Annotated in this window: 22 protein-coding genes and 1 pseudogene; 17 read left to right on the top strand and 6 right to left on the bottom strand. The window is 68.4% G+C overall.

The features are described from left to right. Positions 1-26: 26 nt before the first annotated feature. The 3 genes and pseudogenes from BST14_RS05110 to BST14_RS05100 all read right to left on the bottom strand — a co-directional run bounded on the left by BST14_RS05110 (position 27) and on the right by BST14_RS05100 (position 3,391). The gene (locus BST14_RS05110) at positions 27-1,013 is read right to left on the bottom strand and encodes a helix-turn-helix transcriptional regulator (RefSeq protein ID WP_438502132.1); all 987 of its coding nucleotides are present in this window, start codon (positions 1,011-1,013) and stop codon (positions 27-29) included. Positions 1,014-1,163: 150 nt separating this feature from the next. Further along, positions 1,164-2,333: a glycosyltransferase gene (locus tag BST14_RS05105; protein WP_083063572.1), complete on the bottom strand. Its 1,170-nt coding sequence runs from the start codon at positions 2,331-2,333 to the stop codon at positions 1,164-1,166. 300 nt (positions 2,334-2,633) lie between these two features. After that, positions 2,634-3,391: pseudogene (locus tag BST14_RS05100) on the bottom strand (STAS domain-containing protein). A 176-nt stretch (positions 3,392-3,567) separates the two neighbouring features. Between BST14_RS05100 and BST14_RS05095 the strand changes: the two are divergent. Both BST14_RS05095 and BST14_RS05090 read left to right on the top strand, forming a co-directional pair. Continuing rightward, entirely contained in the window at positions 3,568-5,670 is a 2,103-nt protein-coding gene (locus tag BST14_RS05095) for a catalase (protein ID WP_083063499.1), read from the top strand. A gap of 70 nt (positions 5,671-5,740) precedes the next feature. Beyond that, positions 5,741-5,998, top strand: a complete 258-nt coding sequence (locus BST14_RS05090; RefSeq protein WP_083063498.1) for a DUF7218 family protein — start codon at positions 5,741-5,743, stop codon at positions 5,996-5,998. Here BST14_RS05090 and BST14_RS05085 read toward each other — a convergent pair. Next, complete coding sequence (locus BST14_RS05085) at positions 5,992-6,570, bottom strand: nucleotidyltransferase (protein ID WP_083063497.1); 579 nt, start codon at positions 6,568-6,570, stop codon at positions 5,992-5,994. The genes BST14_RS05090 and BST14_RS05085 overlap by 7 nt on opposite strands. Positions 6,571-6,661: 91 nt before the next feature. On the opposite strand from BST14_RS05085, the gene BST14_RS05080 reads away from it, so the two are divergent. Genes BST14_RS05080 through BST14_RS05065 form a run of 4 tightly spaced genes read left to right on the top strand, consistent with a single transcriptional unit; the run spans position 6,662 to position 9,864 of the window. Beyond that, positions 6,662-7,330 (top strand): glycosyltransferase family 2 protein, encoded by a 669-nt coding sequence (locus BST14_RS05080; protein ID WP_083063496.1) that lies wholly within the window; start codon positions 6,662-6,664, stop codon positions 7,328-7,330. Next, complete coding sequence (locus tag BST14_RS05075; protein ID WP_083063495.1) at positions 7,327-8,280, top strand: acyl-CoA dehydrogenase family protein; 954 nt, start codon at positions 7,327-7,329, stop codon at positions 8,278-8,280. The genes BST14_RS05080 and BST14_RS05075 overlap by 4 nt, the downstream gene beginning before the upstream one ends. Further along, a complete protein-coding gene (locus tag BST14_RS05070) occupies positions 8,277-9,050 on the top strand; it encodes a PIG-L deacetylase family protein (RefSeq protein WP_083063494.1) in 774 nt (257 codons plus the stop codon). The genes BST14_RS05075 and BST14_RS05070 overlap by 4 nt, the downstream gene beginning before the upstream one ends. A gap of 49 nt (positions 9,051-9,099) precedes the next feature. Further along, a complete protein-coding gene (locus BST14_RS05065; protein WP_083063493.1) occupies positions 9,100-9,864 on the top strand; it encodes an endonuclease/exonuclease/phosphatase family protein in 765 nt (254 codons plus the stop codon). A gap of 6 nt (positions 9,865-9,870) precedes the next feature. Here the strand turns inward: BST14_RS05065 and BST14_RS05060 are convergent, their stop codons facing one another. Together BST14_RS05060 and mbp1 are read right to left on the bottom strand one after the other, a co-directional pair. Continuing rightward, complete coding sequence (locus tag BST14_RS05060) at positions 9,871-10,158, bottom strand: DUF3349 domain-containing protein (RefSeq protein WP_083063492.1); 288 nt, start codon at positions 10,156-10,158, stop codon at positions 9,871-9,873. Positions 10,159-10,321: 163 nt separating this feature from the next. Beyond that, the gene (gene mbp1 / locus BST14_RS05055; RefSeq protein WP_083063491.1) at positions 10,322-10,558 is read right to left on the bottom strand and encodes a microaggregate-binding protein 1; all 237 of its coding nucleotides are present in this window, start codon (positions 10,556-10,558) and stop codon (positions 10,322-10,324) included. Between the two features lie 248 nt (positions 10,559-10,806). Between mbp1 and BST14_RS05050 the strand changes: the two genes are divergently transcribed. From BST14_RS05050 to BST14_RS05000, 11 genes are all read left to right on the top strand, one after another. Beyond that, positions 10,807-11,607, top strand: coding sequence for an SDR family oxidoreductase (locus BST14_RS05050; protein WP_083063490.1), 801 nt, complete (start codon positions 10,807-10,809; stop codon positions 11,605-11,607). Between the two features lie 256 nt (positions 11,608-11,863). Continuing rightward, positions 11,864-12,262, top strand: coding sequence for a heme-binding protein (locus BST14_RS05045; protein WP_083063489.1), 399 nt, complete (start codon positions 11,864-11,866; stop codon positions 12,260-12,262). Between the two features lie 129 nt (positions 12,263-12,391). Then, a complete protein-coding gene (locus tag BST14_RS05040) occupies positions 12,392-13,444 on the top strand; it encodes a DNA topoisomerase IB (protein ID WP_083063488.1) in 1,053 nt (350 codons plus the stop codon). A gap of 266 nt (positions 13,445-13,710) precedes the next feature. Further along, a complete protein-coding gene (locus tag BST14_RS05035; protein WP_142279274.1) occupies positions 13,711-14,679 on the top strand; it encodes a glycosyltransferase in 969 nt (322 codons plus the stop codon). Positions 14,680-14,695: 16 nt separating this feature from the next. Further along, entirely contained in the window at positions 14,696-15,916 is a 1,221-nt protein-coding gene (locus BST14_RS05030) for a glycosyltransferase (protein ID WP_083063486.1), read from the top strand. Between the two features lie 13 nt (positions 15,917-15,929). Beyond that, entirely contained in the window at positions 15,930-17,033 is a 1,104-nt protein-coding gene (locus BST14_RS05025; protein ID WP_142279273.1) for an NAD-dependent epimerase/dehydratase family protein, read from the top strand. Between the two features lie 9 nt (positions 17,034-17,042). Then, complete coding sequence (locus BST14_RS05020) at positions 17,043-18,683, top strand: carbamoyltransferase family protein (protein WP_083063484.1); 1,641 nt, start codon at positions 17,043-17,045, stop codon at positions 18,681-18,683. Next, entirely contained in the window at positions 18,680-20,173 is a 1,494-nt protein-coding gene (locus BST14_RS05015; protein WP_211280657.1) for an HAD-IIIA family hydrolase, read from the top strand. Before BST14_RS05020 ends, BST14_RS05015 begins: the two co-directional genes overlap by 4 nt. Continuing rightward, the gene (locus tag BST14_RS05010; RefSeq protein ID WP_211280656.1) at positions 20,170-21,183 is read left to right on the top strand and encodes a glycosyltransferase family 9 protein; all 1,014 of its coding nucleotides are present in this window, start codon (positions 20,170-20,172) and stop codon (positions 21,181-21,183) included. Before BST14_RS05015 ends, BST14_RS05010 begins: the two co-directional genes overlap by 4 nt. After that, positions 21,180-21,749 carry a D-sedoheptulose-7-phosphate isomerase gene (locus BST14_RS05005; RefSeq protein ID WP_083063483.1) on the top strand — a complete coding sequence of 190 codons (570 nt, stop codon included), beginning with the start codon at positions 21,180-21,182 and terminating at the stop codon, positions 21,747-21,749. The genes BST14_RS05010 and BST14_RS05005 overlap by 4 nt, the downstream gene beginning before the upstream one ends. After that, the gene (locus BST14_RS05000; RefSeq protein WP_083063482.1) at positions 21,746-23,152 is read left to right on the top strand and encodes a PfkB family carbohydrate kinase; all 1,407 of its coding nucleotides are present in this window, start codon (positions 21,746-21,748) and stop codon (positions 23,150-23,152) included. The genes BST14_RS05005 and BST14_RS05000 overlap by 4 nt, the downstream gene beginning before the upstream one ends. Positions 23,153-23,158 lie beyond the last annotated feature (6 nt).

Raw genomic sequence — 23,158 nt, 5'->3', positions numbered from 1 at the left:
CTTCGCTGCCGCGACCGGCGGGGCCATCAAGAGGGTGCGGTTTGTTGCCGCAGCGTGGTGTGCGGGCTTTGCCCATAGGTCTGCCGATAGAGCACCGCGAACCGTCCGGTGTGCGCGAACCCCCACCGCTGGGCGATTTCGGTGACCGTCGAAGCGGGGTATGTCGCCGTCATCAGCTCTTGATGGGCGCGGCTGAGCCGGACACGACGCATGTATTCGGTCGGTGTCGTGTCGAGCTGTCGGCGGAAGAGGTACTGCACCGCCCTGGGCGTCAGGTGCACCGCCGCCGCGACCTCATTGATGCCGATGTCTTCAACGGTGTGGCGGTGAATGAAGGACACCGCCTCCTTGAGGGCTTCGGGCATGGCCAGATCGCTGGCCGGGTCATGCTCGGTGAGGTTGGACGGGTAGCACTCGAGCAGCGCACCGGCCAGCAGGCTGGCCATACCCGCCGCGATCAGCGGCTGCTGGGCGGTATCGGCGCAGGCCAACGTCGTTACCGCGTAGTCCAGCGCCCGGTGCCACGCCCGCACGGCGGCACGGGAACGGGGACGCCAATTCACGAACTGGGTCTGCTGCCCCAGCGACGCATGCCAATCCGCGGCGACTCTCTGTAGCACGTCCTCCTCGATGGTGATCACATCGAAACCTGCACAGCTGCAGTGCATTACGCAAGACATCCCGTGGGCGACAAGGATAGGGAAGTCCGTGGTCGCCAGCGGACCGCCCGCGACGCTCAAAGATCCCGCACGCGGCTGGATCACCAGGATGGTTTCAGACGCCGGCACCTCGAGGGTCGAACGACCTTGGATCATCACCTCATCCACCGTCAACCAGCCGGCATCACTGCGCCGATGTGACATCCCGGCGTGAGTGGTGAGCCCGGAGATTCGCCATCCCGGTTGATACGCATCGGCGAAGAACCGCCGCGCGGCATGCCCATCGGCAGTGCGAAACTGCTTGTATTGCACCGCGGCCGGATGGAGGGCCGGTTCGGCGTCACGGCCAAGCATCGGACGCGCGGGGCAGTAATCGGCCCCGGTCTGTTCCGTCGGGTCACCGGCGTTCCCCCCGGCCAGTTTGGCAGGCTTGCTGCCGGCTCCGCTCGTCACGATGGTCATGGCCGGCCTGGATGAAACAACTCGAGCGCCCGCATCATTGCCTCACCGCACCGTGGATGGCGCACCCGCCGGTGTCCGATCTGGTGAACCGAGGCTTGCGTAGATATTCAACGCGTCGAGCGCAATCCGCTGCCACGCGAAACGCGACGCCGCGCGGCTGCGGCCCGCCGAACCCATGCTTTCGGACTGAAACCGATGGCCGAGAAGCCTTCTCGCCGCCGCGGCCAACGCGGCGGGATTCTCCGGGGCCACCACCAGACCGGTGATCTCGTCGAGCACGACGTCGGCCAGTACTCCCACGCTGGCCGCGACCACCGCCACCCCGCAGGACATGCCCTGCAACACGGTGGTGGCCCGGGGTGGTTGCCGGGGAGTGCACGCAGCCAGGTCTGCGGACCGGATCAACATGGGCAGTTCGTCATCCGGGACCCGGCCGGCAAAGCGCACGCGATCGGCCACTCCCAGCTCCGACGCGAGACGTTGCAGCACTGCGCGCGCGTCGTTGTGGCTGCCGTTGGTGGCGTCGCTTTCCACGATCACCAATTCGGCACCGCGCACCTTAGGCAGAGCGCGGATGATGATATCAATGCCGTTGTGCGACAACGGGTTCGGCGTCACGGCGAGAATGCGTTGCAGCCCGTTGCGCGGGGCTGTCGGACCCGTCGAAGTGTAGCGCTCGGCGTCCACACCGCAGGTCAGGGCCGACACCCGGGTCCGGCGGCGGCGCAGTCGGGCCAGCGCATCGACATCGTCGCTGCTTTCGCCGGTCACCCAGGTCGCGCTGCGCGACAGGAGCGGCTCGATGCGCTTCCGTTCGCTTTCCGCCCCGGCATGGCCGGGCGACGTCGCGGCCAACCCCAGAAACGTCTGCACGGTCGGGATTCGTCGACGGCGCGCGGCCAGTTGAGCGGCCAGGCCGCCCAGCCAGCCGTAGGCGTGCACGACGACGGGTGGCTCGGTCGTCCAGATTCGGTCCAAAGTGGCCGCCCACTGCCCCACATAGGGCAGCACGTCGACCGGTGATGTCGCCCCGCGCGGACCGACGGGAATCGAGACGCGGTGGTAATCGGCCTCGGCGGACGCCTGCGCGGACCGCCGACTGGCTCGTCGCAGGCAGAGCGTGGCATCGTGTCCCTGGGCTCCCAGCGCGGCGCACAGTTGTTCCGGGTCCTCCCCGGCGACGTCATCGCCGCTGACAATTGCGACCCTCAACTGCGATTCCCTCCGCGCCACCCGCTTTTGCACAACATCAAGTGGCATACCCGGGCCCGAAAATCGCGAAACGGCCGCGAGAGCCTCTTCGCATCGTGGCCCGAACTTCGCCTGCTGGCCGGTGGCTGGCCCACGACCTCCATCAGCGAGCACCTGCAGGCGAATGTGCGTTCGGCGCCTCAGGTGCAGGGAAAGGCCAAAATGCAGGCACCTCAACACGTTTCGTTCTCCGAGCGTAACGGTATAACCCGCCGAATCCGCGCGAAGCCCGCGTACAGCGCATCGGGGCTTCGAAAGCCGTCAAAACTGGTTTTCTCGCCCGATCAGTGCCCAGACCGTTTTGCCCGACGACGTCGGGACCGCACCCCGCACCCGGGACAGCGCGGCGACGATGGCCAGCCCGGAGACGAGGTCGGCCCCCGAGTCGGCATCCTCATGCCGACCGGGCAGGTGAGAACTGTTGTCCTCGACCGCGACGGTGACGGTGTCCCGGTAGCTCTCGACAATCAACGCCGGCGCGCTCTGGGTGTGGTCGAGAACATTTTCGATGAAGACGGTGGCCAACGTGGCAGCCACCGGGATCGCCCCATCGATCTCCCACTGGGTGAGCCATTCGGCGATCAAACCGCGCGCGATTTCCAGGCTGCTGATGTTTCGCGCAAGGCTGGCGCGCGCCCGCCGCCGGACGAGGAGGGACCGGCTCGCCGCGGCGTCCACGGCGGGCTCCAGCGCTGCATGTATCGGAACATTCGGGAGACGCCGGCCGCCCTGATTGTGCGCCGCACCTCCGGCGACGCGCACACCAGCAGGATCGGCACATCGGGCCACACGCTGACGTGCCAACGAGCGCTGGTGAACACCGTCCAGGCCGACGCGGACGGCACCTGCAGACGGTTGACATCGACGATCACCGCGCGCGGCTCGTCGATCGCGGCTTTGATGATGACGTCGCGGACGGTCCGATAGGTGGAGCTGTCCAGCACGCCCTCGACGGTCAGGACCGGTAGCTCGGGGACGGTCTCCGGCTCCACCCGGGTAGCCGAACGATCATCATGCATCCGGCTTCACCCCGCTGCGCCGATGTCGGTCACCCGCGCCGACCTAGGCCATGTAAACCATCGCTTTCTACTACCCCAAACGAGGCTAAGTAATCGGCGTCCGTTCACTTGCTGCGCATCCGTGTCGTTTGCCCCGGTTGCCCGGTGGTAACCCCAACGTGGAAAGGAGGCGACCTATGGCCACCGACCAGAATCCCAAGCAACGCGATCTGGAGCCGGCCCGGTTCCGCCGCGACACCGGATACCTGACCACGCAGCAGGGCGTCCGCGTCGACCACACCGACGACTCGCTGAGGGTCGGCGAGCGGGGTCCGACGCTGTTGGAGGACTTTCACGCCCGGGAGAAGATCACCCACTTCGACCACGAGCGCATTCCCGAACGCGTGGTGCACGCGCGCGGCGCCGGCGCCTATGGCTATTTCGAACCGTACGACGACTGGCTGGCCGACTACACCGCGGCCAAATTCCTGACCGGCCCGGGCGTCCAGACGCCGGTGTTCGTCCGGTTCTCCACGGTGGCCGGGTCACGCGGATCGGCCGACACGGTGCGCGACGTGCGCGGCTTCGCCACCAAGTTCTATACCGAACAAGGCAATTACGACCTGGTGGGCAACAACTTCCCGGTGTTCTTCATCCAGGACGGCATCAAGTTCCCCGACTTCGTGCACGCGGTGAAACCCGAGCCGCACAACGAGATTCCGCAGGCGCAGTCGGCGCACGACACGCTGTGGGACTTCGTGGCACTGCAACCCGAAACCCTGCACACCATCATGTGGCTGATGTCGGACCGGGCGTTGCCGCGCAGCTACCGCATGATGCAAGGCTTCGGCGTGCACACCTTCCGGCTGGTAAACAGCAGCGGCGACGGAACTTTCGTCAAGTTTCACTGGAAGCCGCGCCTCGGTGTGCACTCACTGATCTGGGACGAGTGCCAGAAGATCGCCGGCAAGGATCCCGATTACAACCGTCGCGACCTGTGGGAGGCGATCGAGTCCGGCCAGTACCCGGAGTGGGAGCTGGGCGTGCAGCTCGTCGCCGAGGCGGACGAGTTCAAGTTCGATTTCGATCTGCTGGACGCGACGAAGATCATTCCGGAGGAGCAGGTTCCGGTTCGGCCGGTGGGCAAGATGGTGCTGAACCGCAACCCGGACAACTTCTTTGCCGAGACCGAGCAGGTGGCGTTCCACACGGCGAACGTGGTGCCCGGCATCGATTTCACCAACGATCCGCTGCTGCAATTCCGCAACTTCTCCTACCTGGACACCCAGCTGATCCGGCTGGGCGGCCCCAACTTCGTGCAGCTGCCCATCAACCGGCCGGTGGCGCAGGTGCGGACCAATCAGCACGACGGCTACGGACAGCATGCGATCCCGCAGGGCCGTTCGAGCTACTTCAGGAACAGCGTCGGCGGCGGCTGCCCGGCGCTGGCCGACGAGAACGTCTTCCGCCACTACACCGAGCGAGTGGACGGCCAGACGATGCGTAAGCGCGCCAAGTCCTTTGAAAACCACTACAGCCAGGCGCGAATGTTCTGGCACAGCATGTCGCCAATCGAAGCCGAACACATCGTGGCGGCGTTCGCATTTGAACTCGGCAAGGTCGAAATGCCCGAGATCCGTTCGGCCGTCGTGGGTCAGCTCGCCCGGGTGGACGGCGGGCTGGCCGCACAGGTGGCGGCCAAGTTGGGCCTCCCCGAACCGCCCGAGGAGCCGGTCGACGAGAATGTGGCCGCGTCACCGGCGCTGTCCCAGATCGGTGTCAGCGACACCATCGCCTCGCGCAAGATCGCGGTGCTGGCCGCCGACGGCGTCGACGTGGTGGGAACGCAGCGCTTCATCGAGCAGATGGGCGAACGCGGCGCGGTGGTCGAGGTATTAGCGCCGGTGGCCGGCGGCACGCTGGAGGGCGGGTCCGGCGGCGAGCTTGCGGTCGACCGATCGTTCACCACCATGGCGTCGGTGCTCTACGACGCCGTTGTGGTGGCCTGCGGGCCGCGGTCGGTATCGACGCTGTCCGACGACGGCTACGCCGTGCACTTCGTGACCGAGGCGTACAAGCACCTGAAGCCGATCGGCGCCTATGGGGCAGGCGTTGAGCTGCTGCGCACCGCCCGCATCGCCAATCGGCTGGCCGAGGACACCGACGTTCTCAACGAACAGTCGGTCATCACCACCAAAGCGGCCGCCGACGAGCTGCCCGACCGCTTCGCGGAGGAATTCGCCGCCGCACTGGCGCGACACCGCTGCTGGGACCGGCGCACGGATCCGGTGCCGGCCTGAAAAGGTTTTTGAATCGGCCGAGGCGGGCACTACTGACGAGGATGCCTCGCCGTGGACAGGAGGAGAGATCATGCCGCGTTCGTCTATCAAAAACGAAAAGATGTATCAGGACTTGCGCAAGAAGGGCGATTCCAAGGAGAAGGCCGCGCGCGTCTCGAACGCCGCCGCCGGACAGGGCAAGCCGAAGGTGTCCCGCAAGGGGGGCAGGTCGGGCTCCTATCGGGATTGGACGGTGCCGGAACTCAAGAAGCGTGCGAAAGAGCTTGGCATGTCCCGCTATTCGAGCCTGAGCAAAGACAAACTGGTCGCCAAACTGCGTAATCACTGACCCGTCAGGCCGAGTCGCTCGACCAGCACCAGAAAAGCGACGGCGTAGTCGTTGTCGGCGGTCTGCGCCCGAATGGCTTCCCAGTCCAGGCGTTCGCGCACCGCGCGGACCGCGGGCAGTAATCTGGCGAAATCACAGTGGTGCTCGCCCAGGGAACGCAGCTGCTGGACCAGCACCATGGTGGGAGGCAACACCGGCATGCGGATCGCCAGCACGTCGCGTTGTTCGGCCCGCTCCAGCGTGTCCGCGTCAACGGGCACGCCATTGATGCGATGCAGGATGTCCACCAGCACGCCGCCGGTGCGGGCCTTGAACAGCCAATCCTCCGGCGGGCGTTCGATGACGAACCCGGCGTCGGCCAAGGCGGTGACGGCCGCGTCCACGTCGGACTCGCTAACCACCAGGTCCACATCGTGGCTGGGTTCCGGTGCGCCGTAAGCCCATAGCGCGTAGCTGCCGGCCAATGCGAAGCGTGGTCCGCGACCCTTGAGCGCCGACGCCGCGCCCCGCAGCGCATCTCGCAAGGGCGTCGCGCAGGCGGAGCCATCGGTCTGGGCGTCGGTGGCGGCCATGGTGTTTAGGTCATACCCGGCGAGCGGGCGGGGCAACCTGGTGCGGTGCTAAAGCCGTTTAACTCGCGGCCAATTGGGAAATCTTGGGGTTATGTCAACCGCCGTGCCATGCGCATATGACGCTGCAGCCATCGTGATTCCCGTCCACAACGAACGAGCCAAGCTGCCTGCGTGTCTGCGCGCGGTGCTGACCGCCGCCCTGTGCGCGTCGATCCCGGTGCACATCGTAGTGGTCCTCGACGCTTGCGATGACGGCAGCGAGGAGCTGGCCGGCGAATACGGGCCCGATGTGCATTTCATCGAGGTCGGCGTGCACAACCTCGGCACGGCCAGGGCCGTCGGGTTCGGTTACGCGCGCTCCCTCTTGAGAGACGGAGCCAGATGCTGGTTCGCCACCACCGACGCCGACAGCCGGGTAGACCCACGCTGGCTGGCTCATCAGCTGAAGTCCGGCGCGGACATAGTGGTGGGCGTCGTGCGGTACTACGAAGCCGGCCCCGGTCGCCCGGAAAGCCGCCACGAGTTCGTCGATGGCGACATGGGCTTCGACGCGCGGGCATATTGGCATGTCGGCGGCTTTCGGACCCTGCCGACCGGCGAGAAAGCCGACCTAATCGAGCGGTTTGAAGCCGCGGGACACCGCATTCATCGTCACACCGAACTGTCTGTGATCACACCGGCGCGGACCGAGGCTCGGGTCCTTGACGGATTCGCCCACCTCGGGCAGTTGGGGAGATCGGCGGCGGGTGATTGCGCATGACGGCGGGGCTGGTTGAGCACTGGCTGGAGTCCGGACGACTCGAGTTACCCTTTCCCGCCTCCGGTCGCACCGCCGAACGCTGGGAACGCCTGGCGCGGCTGGCCGAGGAGAACATCGTGGCGGCCAGGATCGCCGAAGCCCACGTTGACGCGGTGGCGATCCTTCACGAGCTGGGCGGCAAGCCACCCGAACCGGGTCAGCTATGGGGCGTGTGGACGGCCGAAGCCCCGGACGCCGCGCTGACGGCCACCGGCGCCGACGGCGCCTTCACCCTGAGCGGCACCAAGGTGTGGTGCGCCGGCGCGGGGTTCTGCACCCATGCACTGGTGACCGCGCGACTGGCGGACGGGACCCGCGGCCTGTTCGCGGTCGCCGCCACCGACCCGACGGTCAAGGCGTTGCCCAGCACGTGGTGGAACGCCGGAATGGCGGGCAGTGACACCAGGCCGGTGCAGTTCACCAATGCTCAAGCCGTCGCCGTGGGCGACCCGGGGGCCTACCTGAGCCGGCCCGGCTTCTGGCACGGCGCCATCGGTGTCGCCGCCTGTTGGCTGGGTGGCGCGCGCCGGGTCGCGGACCCGCTGTACCGGTGCGCCGCAAGCCAATCCGCCGACGCGTATTCACTGGCGCACCTGGGTGCCGTGGACGCCGCGCTGGCCGCCGGTGACGCGATCCTGGCCGCAGCGGCGAGTCAGGTCGATGACGACCCGTTCGACCGGGCCGGCACCGCGCAATTGTTGGCCCGCCGCGTGCGCACGGTGGTGGAACACGCGGTCGACGAAGCCATCACCCGCACCGGGCGTGCGCTGGGCCCCGGCCCACTGTGCCAGGATGGCCGGCACGCGCAACGGGTCGCCGATCTGAGCATCTACATCCGCCAAAGCCACGCGGAGCGAGACCTTGCCGAGCTCGGGCGGCTGGCGGGCCGGCAGCCGACGAGGCACCCATGAAGACCCTGCCGGCGGGCAACTGCACCAGGTTCGCGGTCAAGCCCCTGACGCACAGCGGCACTCCAGCGCCGTTGTGGCTGGCCGCATTTGCGGAGCGACCCCTGCCGGCGCTGGATCTGACCGAGTGCAAGAACCTGGTGGTCGTGGCCCCTCACCCCGATGACGAAACTCTGGGTCTGGGTGCCATGATCACCCAGCTGGCCGCGGCCGGGGCGCGAATTCGAGTGGTCTGCGCCAGCGATGGCGGTGCCGCACGCCCCGGCGCGTCGGGCTCGGAGCGGCTTCGCATGGAAACCATCCTTCGATACGAATCACGCAGGGCAACACACCTTTTGAACGTCCCTCCCCCAGTGTCGCTGGGCTTACCCGCCGGCGAGCTGACAATCCACGAGGACCAGCTGACCGAAAAGCTCACCGGGATCCTCGAAGCCGCCGGGCCCGCGGCCTGGTGCGCGGCCACCTGGCGGGGCGACGGAGATCCCGATCACGAAGCCGTTGGCCGTGCGGCCTCGGCCGCATGCGAGCGCACCGCAGCCACGCTGCTGGAATATCCGATCTGGATGTGGCACTGGGCAATTCCAGCCGATTCGGCGGTGCCATGGGACCGGGCCTACTCGGTGCACACGCCCGGCTGGGCGATGCAGCGCAAACGGCGCGCCGCGCAATGCTACCGTAGCCAATTCGCTTCCAGCACAGGCCACTCAGCGCCCATATTGCCGGGCTTCGTTCTTTCGCGACTGCTCACGGTGGGCGAAGTCGTATTCCGGTGACCGCATCGCCCGGTGACCGAGTACCGCGAAAGTGGGTAGCTGAAGGCCTATGCGCGTGGCGACATTCAACATCCTGCACGGTCGCACCGTCGGCGACGGCGTGGTGGTCGACCGGCTGCGTGACTGCGTGCGGCGCCTCGACCCCGACGTGCTGAGCCTGCAAGAGGTCGACTGCGATCAGCCTCGGTCGGAGCGCGCCGACCTGACAGCCGCGGCGGCTGAAGCCATGGGAGCGGTCGAACACCGGTTCGTGGCGGCCATTTCCGGCACACCGGGGGCGACCTGGATGGCCGCCACCGGCCGCGAACAGCCGGGTACCTCGGCCTACGGGATTGCGCTGCTGTCCCGATACCCGGTGACCAGCTGGCAGGTGCTGCGCTTGCCGCGGATTCCCATACGGTTTCCCATGTACCTGCCCGGTCCCAATAAGGTGATGGTCGTCGACGAGGAGCCGCGGGCGGCGGTCATCGCGCAGTTGCACACCCCGATTGGCGGGCTGACGGTGGCCAACACGCACCTGTCGTTCGTTCCGGGATGGAATCGGCGCCAGCTGCGGCGGCTCATTCGAGACCTGCGCGGTTTCCCGGGTCCGCGGCTGTTGACCGGCGACCTGAACATGACTCCCAAGACGGTGCACCGCTGGTCCGGCATGCGGGCGCTGGCCACGGCGCACACGTTCCCCTCGGAGGGGCCCAACCGTCAGCTCGACCACATCTTGACCGACGATCCCCGGCTGCGCGGCGGCGCCGTCAAGGCAGACCCGATGACCATTTCCGACCACCGTCCGCTGGTGGTGGATCTGGACCGGGACTGAACCCGTTCAGTCTGCCTGAGCGCCAACCGATCTCATCGCCGCCAGCACCCGCTCGACGTCTGCCGTGCTGGGCATCGCGTCGGTGACCCCGATGATGGCCACTCCAACGTCGGCGTGGCCGATCCCGAGGCGGCCGGGTGTGAGCAGCTTGCGGGCGATGGCGGTGACTTCGTCGTCGGTCACCCGCCGTGGCAATAAAGCCAACAGCGGTGCGTAGCCGACCTCGGGCGCGCCCCTGGGGCAGCCCGCCCGCAAAAACGCGAGCGCGCCCGCCACCCGCTGTCCCAGACTCATCTGTCACCCCGCTCCTCCGCACGCCGCCCGCCAAAAGCAGTCAAGCTCCGGAGTAGCCCGGCGGGACGGCTTGAAACCGTCGATCGGCGATCGATGCCGTCGGTATACCTCACGCGCGCAAGGGGCCCGGCCCGACGATCGGACCCGGCCCCTTGCGAAAACCCTATTGGTTCTTCTTCTGGCGCTCTTCGGCAGCGTCCGCGCCGGCCCTTGCCGATTCGGCTTCGGCTTCCTTCTTGCCCGCATCGCGTTGGGCGTCGGCCTTATCTTGCTGGGCCTGGCCCTCTTCGGTCAGGTCGTCGCGGCCGAGTACCGTCCCACCGACCTCCTTGGCCTTGCCTTTTACGCCTTCGACGGTGCCCTTGACCGCTTCTTGCGGGCCGCTGTTCTGGTCGCCCATGGGTCGACCTCCTTTCTTGGTGTCTGGGGTGGTTTCTGGACGTGCGCTCGATGGCGGCTAGGGCGTTCCCGCCGCGCGGGGCATCAAACGCCGGGCCACGCGTCGAGCCTGGACAGGCACCGCGGTGTGTGCGATCACTCACTCGGTATCTGCGCCCCAAGCTCACACGTAGGCTCGCTAAAACGGCCGGTTTGAGCCGGGTATTACTGGGTAGTGTTCGACGACGAACGCCGGGGGGTGAGGTTTCAGTGACGACGACCATCGCCGTGATCGGAGCGACCGGCACAGCAGGGAGGCGTGTTGTCGCCCGGTTGAGGGCGCGCGACGTCGCAGTGGTCGAGATTTCGCGTGAGCACGGCGTCGATCTGTTCAACGGAGCGGACCTTTCGCAGGCGCTCAAGGGAGTCGACGTCGTCATCGACGTGTCCAACCCGGTGCCACCCGACGGGCGGTCCGACATCGGCCAGACCCTTGCCACCGCCTCCCACAACCTGGTGGGCGCGTGCGCCACGCAGGAAGTGCAGCGTTTGGTGGTGTCGACGATCGCGGGAATCGAAGACCCGGTATTCGACGGCTTCGCCTACTACGAGGCCAAACGGCGGGCGAAAAACATCCTGCTCGACGGCCCGGTGCCGACCTCGATCGTCAAGTCGACCCATTGGTACGAGTTCGCCACCAATCACGACGCGGTGAGCTGTGACGACCACGAGGTGGTCGTCGAGGACTGGCTGATTCAGCCCATCGCGGCCGATACCGTCGCCGACGTGCTGGTCGAGGCCGCCCTGAGTCAGACGCACATGCCGCGCACCATCACCGGGCCGGACCCCATCCGGTTGCCGGAGCTGACATCGAAACTGCTTAGCCAGCAAGGTGATCCCCGGCAGGTTCGCGTGGTGGAGCCGGCGGTCGCCGCGCTGGGCGCCGGGGCGTTGCTGGCTTGCGATCGCGCGGTGGTCGTCGGCCCCGACGTCGACACCTGGTTGCACACCTTGGCGCCGCCCAGCACCGACGGCCACGTAGATGGCGACGGAAAGCCCGGCTTCAGATAACGGGCTTCGATAACGGGCTTCAGATAACGATTGCGTCACGATCCCGATGACGATTCCTTAAGAAACGGCCCCGTTTCTTAGAAATTGGTGGATCGTTTGATCGTTCACTTAGCAAATGACCCCTGAAGTGGTCTCGACGGCCCAGGCGTTCGTTGTCGGCGAACGCCTCCACTTTTTGCCTCCGCTACTTTGGATTTCGAGGATCGGGAGCCTCTTTTAGAGAAAATCACTTCGCTTTCGAAGGACATCACACATCATGAAAATCAGCAGCATTGTCGCGCGCCGGAAAGTGGCCGGATTCAGTGCCGGCTGCCTGCTCGCCGGAATGGCCGCGGGCATCGTCGGCGCACCATCGGCGGCGGCAGCACCCGACTGCAGTCCCGGCGGTGTGAACAACACCGTGTCCGCGGTACAGGGCTCGGCCGAGCAGTATCTGGCGGCGCACCCGGGCGCCAACCAGGTGGTGACTGCCGCCTACGGGCAGCCGCGGCCCCAGGCCGAGTCGAGCTTGCGCAGCTACTTCACCGGCCACCCGCAGGAATACAACGACCTGCGCGGCATCCTGGCGCCGATCGGCGACACCGAGCGGCAGTGCAATGTCACCGCCCTGCCGCCCTACCTCGAGTCGGCTTACCAGGAATTCATGGCCGGCTGATCGGAGTCCGAGACGACCCGCCACGACGTCGTGGCGGGTCGTTTGGATTTCGGCTGCGCTTTGCGAACCGTGTGAACAACTTCTCCGGCGGGTAATTGTGCAGTCAGCTACCAGGACTGGAGGACGACAATGCGGTTGCGCCGTAGCGTGCTGAGCAAGCCGGGAATCGCGCGCAAGCGTCGTGGCAAAGGCTTTGCGTACTACCAACCTGATGGCAAACCGCTCTCCGACCCCGAAACCTTGCAGCGCATCAAGGATCTGGTCATTCCACCGGCGTGGAGGAGCGTATGGATTTCGCCGTTCGACAACGGCCACATTCAGGCGGTGGGCGTCGACGCGGCCGGTCGCCGGCAGTACCTGTACCACTCCGCCTGGCAGCAGGAGCGTGCCGAGGAGAAATTCGACCGGGTGCTGGAACTGTCCACACGGCTGCCGGCCTGGCGCGCAGAGATTGCCAAAGATCTGACGCGACAGGGTCTGACCCGCAAGCGTGTCTTGGCGCTCGCGCTGCGGCTGCTGGATCGCGGCTACTTCCGTGCCGGCGGTGAACAGTACGCCGAGGAGAACGAGTCCTACGGCCTGTCCACCCTGTTGTGCGAGCATGTCGTGGTCCGGCGCGACGCCGTCGAGTTCGACTTCCCGGCCAAAAGCGGGGTCCGGCGCACCGTGGGAATCGAGGATCCCGAAGTGGTCCGCGCCGTGCGCGCCCTGATGCGCCGGCCCAACCGCACCGAACGACTGTTGGTGTGCCGCACCGCATCCGGGTGGATCGATGTGCGTGCCGATGATCTCAACGCCCGCTTCAAGGAGCTGGTGGGTGACGAGTACACCGTCAAAGACCTGCGAACCTGGCATGGGACGGTGCTCGCGGCCACGGCGTTCGCCGATGCCGACCCGGCGGTCTCGCAACGGGTCGCCAAGCGCGTGGAATCCGCGGTGATGAAAGAGGTGGCCGAGGAGCTGGGCAACACCCCGGCCGTGGCGCGCGGTTCCTACGTCGACCCCCGCGTCGTCGCCGGTTACGAGCAAGGGCTGACCATCGCCGCGGCGACGCGCCGCGCCGAACGCGCCCGTAAGCCGGACGTGGCGCAGGAGATCCTGGACAAGGCCACCCGCATGCTGATCCGGCGAGTCGCCAAGGGCAACAGCGTGTCAGGATCATCGCTGCCAAAGAGCGCCTGAGCAAAGACCGCGGGCTCGGCCGATCCTGACGGTGCGGCCGGGCAAACCGGTTCTCGTCCGGAGGTATTCGCCCCGTGTCCAAAGGTGTTCGCATCGTGGACACTGGGCCCGACCTTGACGCTGCCCGGGATGGGGACCGCTTTTCGGCCAAATCCGTTGTGCACCAACGATAGATGCAGCTACGCCGGCCCGTGAGCGCCCGACCACGCAAGAAACAGCGCCCGAAACGCCGTTTATCGGAGAAGTCACAGGGTATCTGGCTCGCCATGTTGGATGCAGGGCGAGCAAAGCGCATTCTCGTGTGGCATGTCCACGGATCGTGGGCGCAGGCCTTCGTCGCGGGCAGGCACCGGTATCTGATTCCGGTGGCCGCCGATGCCGGTGAGGACGGCATCGGGCTGGCCGGACGCTCGTGGCCCAACGCGCGGCAAATCGCACTCGAGGACCTGGCCGCCGAAGACATCGACGTGGTGGTGCTGCAACGCCCGCACGAAGCAGAACTCGTGGCCCGCTGGACTCACCGCCGCCCCGGCTTGGACCTGCCGGCGGTGTATGTCGAGCACAACGCGCCACGCGAGCGCGCCGCCCAGACCCGGCATCCCCTCGCCGAACGCCGCGACATTCCCCTGGTGCACGTCACCGACTTCAACCGGTTGATGTGGGACAACGGTCGCGCGCCGACGCGGGTCGTCGATCACGGCGTTGCCGATCCCGGCCAGTTGTACACCGGCGACATGCCGCGGGCGGCCACCATGATCAACGAGCCGGCACGACGCGGCCGTGTGGTCGGGGCCGACCTGTTGGAGCCGTTGTCGAAGTATGCCCAGATCGACGTGTGGGGCATCGGCACCGAGGGGATCTGCGTCAACCGCGGCGCGGTCACCGGTAGCGGCGACGTCGCCGCCCCGCAGCTGTGGCGTCAGATCGCCCGCCGCCGCGTGTACCTGCACACCGCCCGCTGGACCTCGCTCGGGCTGTCCCTGATCGAGGCGATGCTGCTGGGGATGCCGATCGTGGCCGTCGGCGCGACGATGGCGCCGTTCGTAATCCCCACCGAGGCAGGCGTTGTCAGCCCGGACCCGGTGGTGCTGGGTGAAGGGTTACGCGACTTCCTCGACGACCGGGCAACCGCGGCGGCCGCCGGCAAGGCGGCACGCGAATTCGCCACCGCCCGGTTCGGGCTCGGGCGCTTCCTCGCCGAGTGGGACCAACTGATCGAGGAACAGTGCAGCTGAAAAGGAAGGAGCCCGCATGAGGATCGCGATGATCTCCGAGCACGCCAGCCCGCTGGCGCACCTGGGCGGCGTGGATGCCGGCGGACAGAACGTCCACGTCGCCGAGCTGTCCTCCGCGCTGGCGCGGCGTGGCCACGACGTCGTGGTGTACACCCGCCGCGACGACCCGGAGCTTCCCGAGTCAGTCGAGACACCGGACGGCTATTCCGTGGTGCACGTTCCCGCGGGCCCGGCCCGGGTGCTACCCAAAGACCAATTGCTGCAATACATGTACGGCTTCGCCCATTTCCTCGATGGCCGGTGGCTGACGGATACGCCCGACGTGGCCCACGCGCACTTCTGGATGTCGGGCGTGGCCACCCAGCGCGCCGCGCGGGCGCACTCGATACCGACCGTGCAGACGTTCCACGCGTTGGGTCTGACCAAGAAATTGCATCAGGGCACCGACGACACCAGCCCGGATTGCCGAATCACCGTGGAGGCCCGGATCGCACGGGAAGCCAACTGGGTTGCCGCCACCAGCACCGACGAGGTTTTCGAGCTGGTTCGCATGGGCCGCGCGCAGTCCCGGACCTCCGTGGTGCCGTGCGGGGTGGACATCGACGCGTTCACACCACACGGCCCGGTGGCCGCCCGTGGGAGCCGGCCGCGCATCGTCTCGGTGGGGCGTCTGGTGCCGCGCAAGGGCTTTGGGACACTGATCCGGGCCATGCCGCGCATCCCGGGTGCCGAGCTGATGATCGTGGGCGGCCCGCCCATCACCGAGCTGCCCGAGGACTCGCACGCACGACAACTGCACCGACTGGCGACCGAGCTCGGGGTGGCCGACCGGGTGCGCCTGCTCGGCGGGGTCACCCGCGCCGAAATGCCGGCGCTGCTGCGGTCCGCCGATGTGGTGGCATGCACGCCCTGGTACGAGCCGTTCGGCATCGTGCCCTTGGAAGCCATGGCGTGTGGCATCCCGGTGGTGGCCACCGCGGTGGGCGGGATCCGCGACACCGTCGTCGACGGCGGCACGGGCCGGCTGGTGCCACCCAAGGATCCAGATGCGCTCGGCGATGCCCTGGCGACCCTGATCTGCGATGGCCGCCGCCGACGGGCGCTGGGTAAGGCCGGGCGCGAACGGGCCCGGGCACGCTACACCTGGGACCGGGTGGCCGCCGACACCGAACGCATCTACGAGAAAATGGCACCCGCCCGGCGCGACGTGAGCACACCGAGCACACGTTCCGGGTGATCCTGTGGCTCAAATGTTTTCCAATATCAGCTTGGTTGCCCCGCCAAGGGCGGACGCCCCGAGGCCGAACGGCGAAACGGAGTTTCACCGCCAGACCCACGGGTACGAGAGCCGAATGCGTTCGCTCTCAACCGCTCTGGTCACCGGCGGAGCCGGATTCCTCGGCGCGTACCTGTGCGACCGACTCCTTGCCGCCGGTGTCGAGGTGGTCAGTGTGGACGACCTGTCCACCAGCACAACGGATCACCGACTGGCACGGCATCCCGGGTACCGGTTCGTGCAGCACGACGTCTGCGATCCCGCCTTGGTCGACAAGATCGGCAGTTCTTTCGATGTGGTATTCCACTTGGCTTCGGCGGCTTCCCCGGTCGACTACCAGCGCAGGCCGATCGAGACGCTGCGCGCCGGGTCGGCGGGCACCGCGACAGCACTGGACATCGCGGAGCGCGGCTGCGCCCGGTTCGTGTTGACCTCCACCAGCGAAGTGTACGGCGACCCCGACGTGCACCCCCAAACCGAAACATATTGGGGCAACGTCAATCCGGTGGGGCCGCGCAGCGTCTACGACGAAGCCAAGCGGTACGCCGAAGCGCTCGCGTTCGCCCACCGCCGCCTGGGCCGCGCCGATGTCGGGGTGGCGCGCATCTTCAACACCTACGGGCCCGGCATGCGCGCCGACGACGGGCGCATGGTTCCGACGTTCTGCCTGCAGGCGCTGCGTGGTGATCCGTTGACCGTGTCCGGCACCGGTCTGCAGACCCGATCGCTGTGCTACGTCGACGACACCATCGCGGGGTTGCTTGCTCTGGCGCACAGCGACTTCAGCGGACCGGTCAACATCGGCAATCCCGACGAGCTCACCGTCCTGGCCGCCGCCGAGCTGATCCGTGACCTCGCCTGTAGCACGTCGACGATCCTGTTCACCCCGCCGGCCACGGATGATCCCCAACGGCGATGCCCCGACATCACGCTCGCCCGCGAGCGCCTGGGCTGGCAACCCTACGTCGATTACCGCACCGGGTTGAAGACGACCGTGGACTGGTTTCGCTGCACAACCGACGCGGAGGACAAATTCGATGAAGAGCTCGTCCCGGCCGATGATCGACGCACCTGGTAGGAGGAAGCAGTGCGAATTCTCGGTGTCAATGCGGTATTCCACGATCCCGCCGCCGCGCTGGTGATCGACGGCCAGGTGGTGGCGGCCGCCGAAGAGGAACGCTTTTCTCGGCGCAAGCACGGTAAGCAGGCGGTTCCCTTCGCCACCTGGGAACTTCCCGTCGCCGCCATGCGGTGGTGTCTCGAGCACGCCGGTGTCGCCGCCGAAGAGATCGATGCCGTCGGCTACTCCTACGATCCGGCGTTGATGTACGACGAACCAGTCGATCCCGCCGGACTCGACAAGGATTGGGAGTACCTGCGCACCCTGTACGCCGAGCGCGCGCCGTGGTTTCTCAAGACCGCGCTGCCCGGCCTCAATCCCGCTGTCGTGCATCACGTCCGCCATCACGTCGCACACGCCGCATCGACGGCGCTGGCCTCCCCACATCCCGATACCGCCGTGCTGGTGGTCGACGGGCGCGGTGAATGCACCTCCATGCTGGCCGGTGCGTATCGCGACCAGAAGCTCGACGTGCTGGCCGCGCAACAGCTGCCGCACTCGCTGGGGTTGCTGTACGAAAGCCTCACCGAGCACCTGGGTTTCGTGCGATCCAGTGACGAGTACAAGGTGATGGCGATGGCGTCCTACGGCCGGCCACGCTTCGCCGAGCGGCTTCGCGACCGGGTTTACGCCCGCGGCGACGGAGGTTTTCGCACCGAACCGATCGACTGGGAACAGCTGGCGCCGCGGCGCCGGGCGGATGCGGCGGAGCTGGACCCGGCGCACGCCGATCTGGCCTGCAGCGTGCAGCGGGTCATCGAAGACGTGCTGCTTGATCTCGTTCGCTGGCTGCGCGACCGTACCGACGGTGACGCGCTGTGCCTGGCCGGCGGCGTGGCGCTGAATTGCGTTGCCAACAGCCGCATTTACGCCGAGGGAGGTTTCGACCGGATGTGGGTGCAGCCGGCGTCCGGCGACGCGGGCACCGCGCTGGGGGCCGCATTGAGTCTGGCCGCATCGTTTCACGAGCCGATCACACCGATGCCCACCGCACGGCTGGGTCGCGGTTGGTCCGAGGAACGGATCAAGGCCGCACTCGACGACGCGGCCGTTCGCTATGAGCGCCCGAACGACCTGGCGGCGGCGGTCGGTGACGCGCTGGCCGTAAACCAGTTGATCGGATGGTTTCAGGGCCGCGCGGAATTCGGGCCGCGCGCCCTCGGCGGGCGCTCGTTGCTTGCCGATCCGCGCTGCCCCGCCAACTTGGAGCGCCTCAACTCCGTCAAGGGACGCGAACAGTTCCGGCCCATCGCGCCCATGGTGTTGGGCGAGCGGGCGGCCGAGATCTTCGCTCGCGGGCCACTTCCCAGCCCCTACATGCTGTTCGTCCACGACGTCGCCGAAAATTGGCGGGGCCGCATCCCGGCGGTTACCCACGTCGACGGCACCGCGCGGATCCAGACCGTCGACAAGGCCGAAGACCCGCTGCTGCACGCGACGATCAGCCGATTCGCCGAACACGCCGGGGTTCCGGTGGTCATCAACACCAGCTTCAACACCGCCGGACGACCCATGGTGGACACACCGCGCGACGCGCTCGAGGTGTTCGGCAGTTCGCCGATCGACGTGCTGGCGCTGGGCCCCTATTTGGTAAGGCGGTACCTGTGATCCCCGAATGCACCCTCGTGATCCCCACCATCGGCCGGGATTCATTGCGGCGTTTGCTGATTGCACTGAGGCGTGGTGCGGGTCCGGTGCCGCCGCGGGTCGTGGTGGTTGACGACAGGCCGGGGCCGCCCCGCGAGCTGGCGGTGAAAGACGGCCTGGGGGTGCGGGTGCTGCGCAGCGGCGGACGCGGACCGGCGGCCGCCCGCAACGTGGGATGGCGTGCGGCCACCACCCGCTGGGTGTGTTTCGTCGATGACGACGTGGTGCCGGATCCGGATTGGGGGTCGGCGTTGTGCATCGACCTGAAGGCCGCGGACGCCGCCGGCGCGGTCGGATCGCAGGCGGTGCTCGTGGTCCCGACGAGCCGGTCGCGCCGCCCCACCGACGACGAGCGCCGGACCGCACGGTTGTCGACGGCGCAATGGATCACCGCCGACATGGCGTATCGCCGCGACGCGCTGGTGGCGGTCGGCGGATTCGACGAGCGGTTTCCGCGCGCCTACCGCGAGGATTCCGACCTGGCGCTGCGGATTGTGGCGGCAGGCGGCACGATCCTGCGCGGCGAGCGTCGCTCGATCCACCCCGTCGCGCCGGCCACCTGGCGGTCGAGCGTTGCAGCGCAGATCGGTAACCGAGACAACGCCTTGCTGCGCCGCAAGTACGGACGGGCCTGGCGCGTGCAGATCGGCGAAGGGCCGGGCCGGATGCCGGCACACTCGGCCATCACACTGGCCGGCGTGGTCACCCTGGGGGCCGCGCTGTCGCGTCGTCGCCGCGCGGCCCGCCGGGCCGGCACCCTGTGGCTGCTCTTGACGACGGAGTTCACCGCCCGGCGCTGGCTGAGCGGACCATGCAACGGCGTTGAGGCGCTGTGGCTTTCGCTGAGCAGCGCGATCATTCCCCCGGTCGCGGTGGCCCACCGGCTGGCCGGGGAATGGACGTTTCGCCGGGCGCGGCGGGATCCGCCGCTTGCGGTGCTGTTGGACCGCGACGACACCCTGATCGTCGACCAGCCCTACCTCAACGATCCGGCGGGTGTCCGCCCCACCCACGAAGCGGCCCGGGCGCTGGCTCGGCTGCGTCGGCGCGGCCTGCTGCTGGCCGTGGTGACCAACCAGTCCGGGGTGGCGCGTTGGCTGATCAGCACCGAACAGCTCAGGGCCGTCAACCGCCGGGTGGACGACGTGCTTGGCCCGTTCGACTCCTGGCAGGTGTGCGTCCACGACGAGACCGACGGCTGCGGATGCCGCAAGCCGCGACCGGGCATGGTGTTGGCGGCGGCCGAGGCCCTGGCCGTGCCGCCCCGGCGCTGCGTGATGATCGGTGACACCGGCGGCGACGTCCGGGCCGCCCTGGCCGCCGGCGCCCGGGCGGTGCTGGTTCCCACCGACCGCACCGTGGCGGCCGAGGTCGAGCACGCGCGCCGGCACGCGCGCGTGGCCGCGACGCTGAATGACGCGGTGTCCCTGGTGCTTTCGGAGTGCCGATGAGCACCGCGGTGGTGGCCCGCCTGGACAGCGCCGGTGACGTGTTGATCACCGGTCCGGCGGTGCGCGCGGTGGCCGCGCACCACGACCGGCTGACGTTGCTGGTGGGGCCACGCGGCCGGGACGCGGCCGAGCTGCTGGTCGGCGTCGACGAGATCGTCGAATGGCAGGCGCCCTGGGTGGATTTCGAGGCGCCCGAGATGACCGCCGCGCATGCCGAGGCGCTGATCAAGCAGCTGCGCGATCTCGCCCCCGACCGGGTGTACATCTTCACGTCGTTTCACCAGTCGCCGCTGCCGCTGGCCTTATTGTGCCGCATGGCGGCGGTGCCCTGGGTGGGCGCCATCTGCGTGGACTATCCCGGCGCGCTGCTGAACCTGCGGCATCAGGTGCCCGAGGGGATCCCCGAGCCGGAGCGGGCGCTGTCGCTGGCGCGGGCCGCCGGTTGTGGCCTGCCAGCCGGCGACGACGGCGGGCTGCGGGTGCGGGCGATAGGCCCGGTGCCGCCGCGGCTAGCGACCCAGCTCGGGACCGGGCCGTTCCTGGTGGTTCACCCCGGTGCGGCCGTGCCGGCGCGCCGGCCCAGCGCAGGGCGCAGCGCGGCCATGGTGGCCGCGCTCGTCGGCGCCGGCCACCGTGTGGTCGTCACGGGAAGCCCCGAGGAGGCAGCGCTGACCGCATCGGTGGCCAGCGACCTGGCCGTCGATCTCGGCGGTCGTACCAGCCTCGCCGAACTCGCCGCGGTGTTCGCGGCCGCGCGCGTCGTCGTTGTCCCCAACACCGGCCCGGCTCACCTGGCCGCCGCGGTGGGCACCCCGGTGGTGTCGTTGTTCGCCCCGGTGGTGCCGGCCGCGCAATGGCGGCCCCACGGCCCGCGCGTCACCGTCCTCGGCGATCAGTCCGCGCCGTGCGCGGCCACCCGCGCGCGGGTCTGCCCCGTACCCGGACACCCGTGCCTGGACCACATCACCGATGCGGAGTTGCTCGCCGCGGTGGAAGGAGGAGAGCCATGATCGAGGTGCACTTCGATGCGCTGCGAGACGCGGTGCGGCGCACCAGCATTGAGGCGACCCGGCTGCGCGGCTGGGGCGGGCAGCTGGCCGTGGTGCTGCCCCGCGGGGGCCGCCTGTTGGCGTGTGGAAACGGCGGCAGCGCCGCCGAGGCCCAACACCTCACCGCCGAGCTGGTGGGGCGCTTTCGCGAGGAACGAATCCCCATGTCCGCCATCGCCTTACACGCCGACACGTCCGCGCTGACCGCGATCGTCAACGACTACGGCGAGGAGGAGATGTTCGCGCGCGGGGTGCGGGCACACGGCCGGGCGGGCGACGTGCTGGTGGCGTTGTCGACCAGCGGCGCCAGCCGCAACGTGATAGCGGCGGCCAAAGCCGCGCAGGACGTCGGCATGGTGACCTGGGCGCTGACCGGCCGGGGGCCCAACGAGCTGGCCGGCATGTGCGACGAGGCGATCTGCGTGGACGCCGCCAGCACGGCGACCGTGCAGGAGGTCCACCTGATGCTGATCCACGGGTTGTGCATGGCGCTCGACGACATCCTGTTGCGACGGGAAGCATCATGACCGCCAAACCGCTTGTCATCGTTGGTGATTCGATCCTGGACATCGACATCTTGGGCTCGACGAACCGGCTCAGCCCCGAGGCCCCGGTGCCGGTGGTCGACGCCGAACGGCTCGTACAACGGCCGGGCGGGGCCGGGCTGGCGGCCCTGCTCGCGGCCCGCACCGAGACCGCAGTGGTGTTGATCACCGGCTTCGCCGACGACGACGCGGGCCGACAGCTGCACGACCTGCTGACCGCCTCCGGGGTGCGGGTGCTGGCGTTGCCGATGAGCGGGACGACGGTGAGCAAGATCAGGATCCGGGCCCGCGGCCAGTCGATGCTCCGGGTGGATCGCGGGGACGGCGCCCCGATCAACCGCCCGCTGGCCGCCGAGGTGGCCGACGCCCTGGCCGGTGCGCGGGCGATCTGCGTCGCCGACTACGGCGCGGGCGTGACCGCGCTGCCGGCCATCCGGACGGCGCTGACCGAATCCGCGCGCCGGATACCCACAGTGTGGGACCCGCACCCGCGCGGCGCGCCACCGGTGCCGGGATGCGCCCTGGTGACGCCGAATCATGAAGAAGCCCGGACCTTCTGCAAAGATTCGCCGAGCGACGGCCCGGAACTGCTGCTGCAGAGGTGGGGCGCGGCGGCGGTGTGCATCACTCGCGGAGCCCGCGGCGCGCGGGTCTACCTGCCGCAGGCGGACGTCCATCATGTCGGGATCCCGCAGGGCGCCGCGGCGGGTGCCGCCGACGTCTGCGGGGCCGGCGACCGGTTCGCGGTCGCCGCGGCGGTAGCACTCGGTGCCGGTGCCGACGCCGTCGCCGCCGTGCGCGCCGCAGTCGGCGATGCGGCGCGGTTCGTCGGCGCCGGTGGCGCGGCGTCGGTCTCGACGCCGGTGTCGGCCAATGGACCTGACGTTTTGGCCGGCGCCGCCGGCCGTGCGGACGCCAGCACGGTTGACCCGGTTGCGCTGGCGGCGCGGCTGCGCCGTCGCGGGGGCACGCTGGTGGCCACCGGCGGCTGCTTCGACCTGTTGCACACCGGCCACATCCGGCTGCTCAGGCAGGCCCGCGAATTGGGCGACGCGCTGATCGTGCTGGTGAACTCGGACGCGTCGGTGCGTGCGCTGAAAGGCAGCGGCCGTCCGGTGATGCGTGACGCGGATCGGGCCCGCGTCCTGGCAGCGCTCGCCTGTGTCGACGCCGTGGCCATTTTCGACGGCCCCACTCCGGAGCGCATGCTGGAAGAGCTGCGACCCGACATCTGGGTCAAAGGCGGCGACTACGCCGCCGCCGACCTGCCCGAAGCCGACGTGGTGTACCGCCACGGCGGCGAGGTGATGATCCTGCCCACGGTGGCGGGCTATTCGTCTTCCCGATTGATCGCCGCGGCAACTTCGCGCCGCGAACATAGGTGAAAGGTG

This window comes from Mycobacterium arosiense ATCC BAA-1401 = DSM 45069 (genome assembly GCF_002086125.1).
Classification (GTDB): domain Bacteria; phylum Actinomycetota; class Actinomycetes; order Mycobacteriales; family Mycobacteriaceae; genus Mycobacterium; species Mycobacterium arosiense.
Note: the sequence above shows the minus strand (reverse complement) of the source record. Positions and strands in the feature narration are given on the sequence as shown.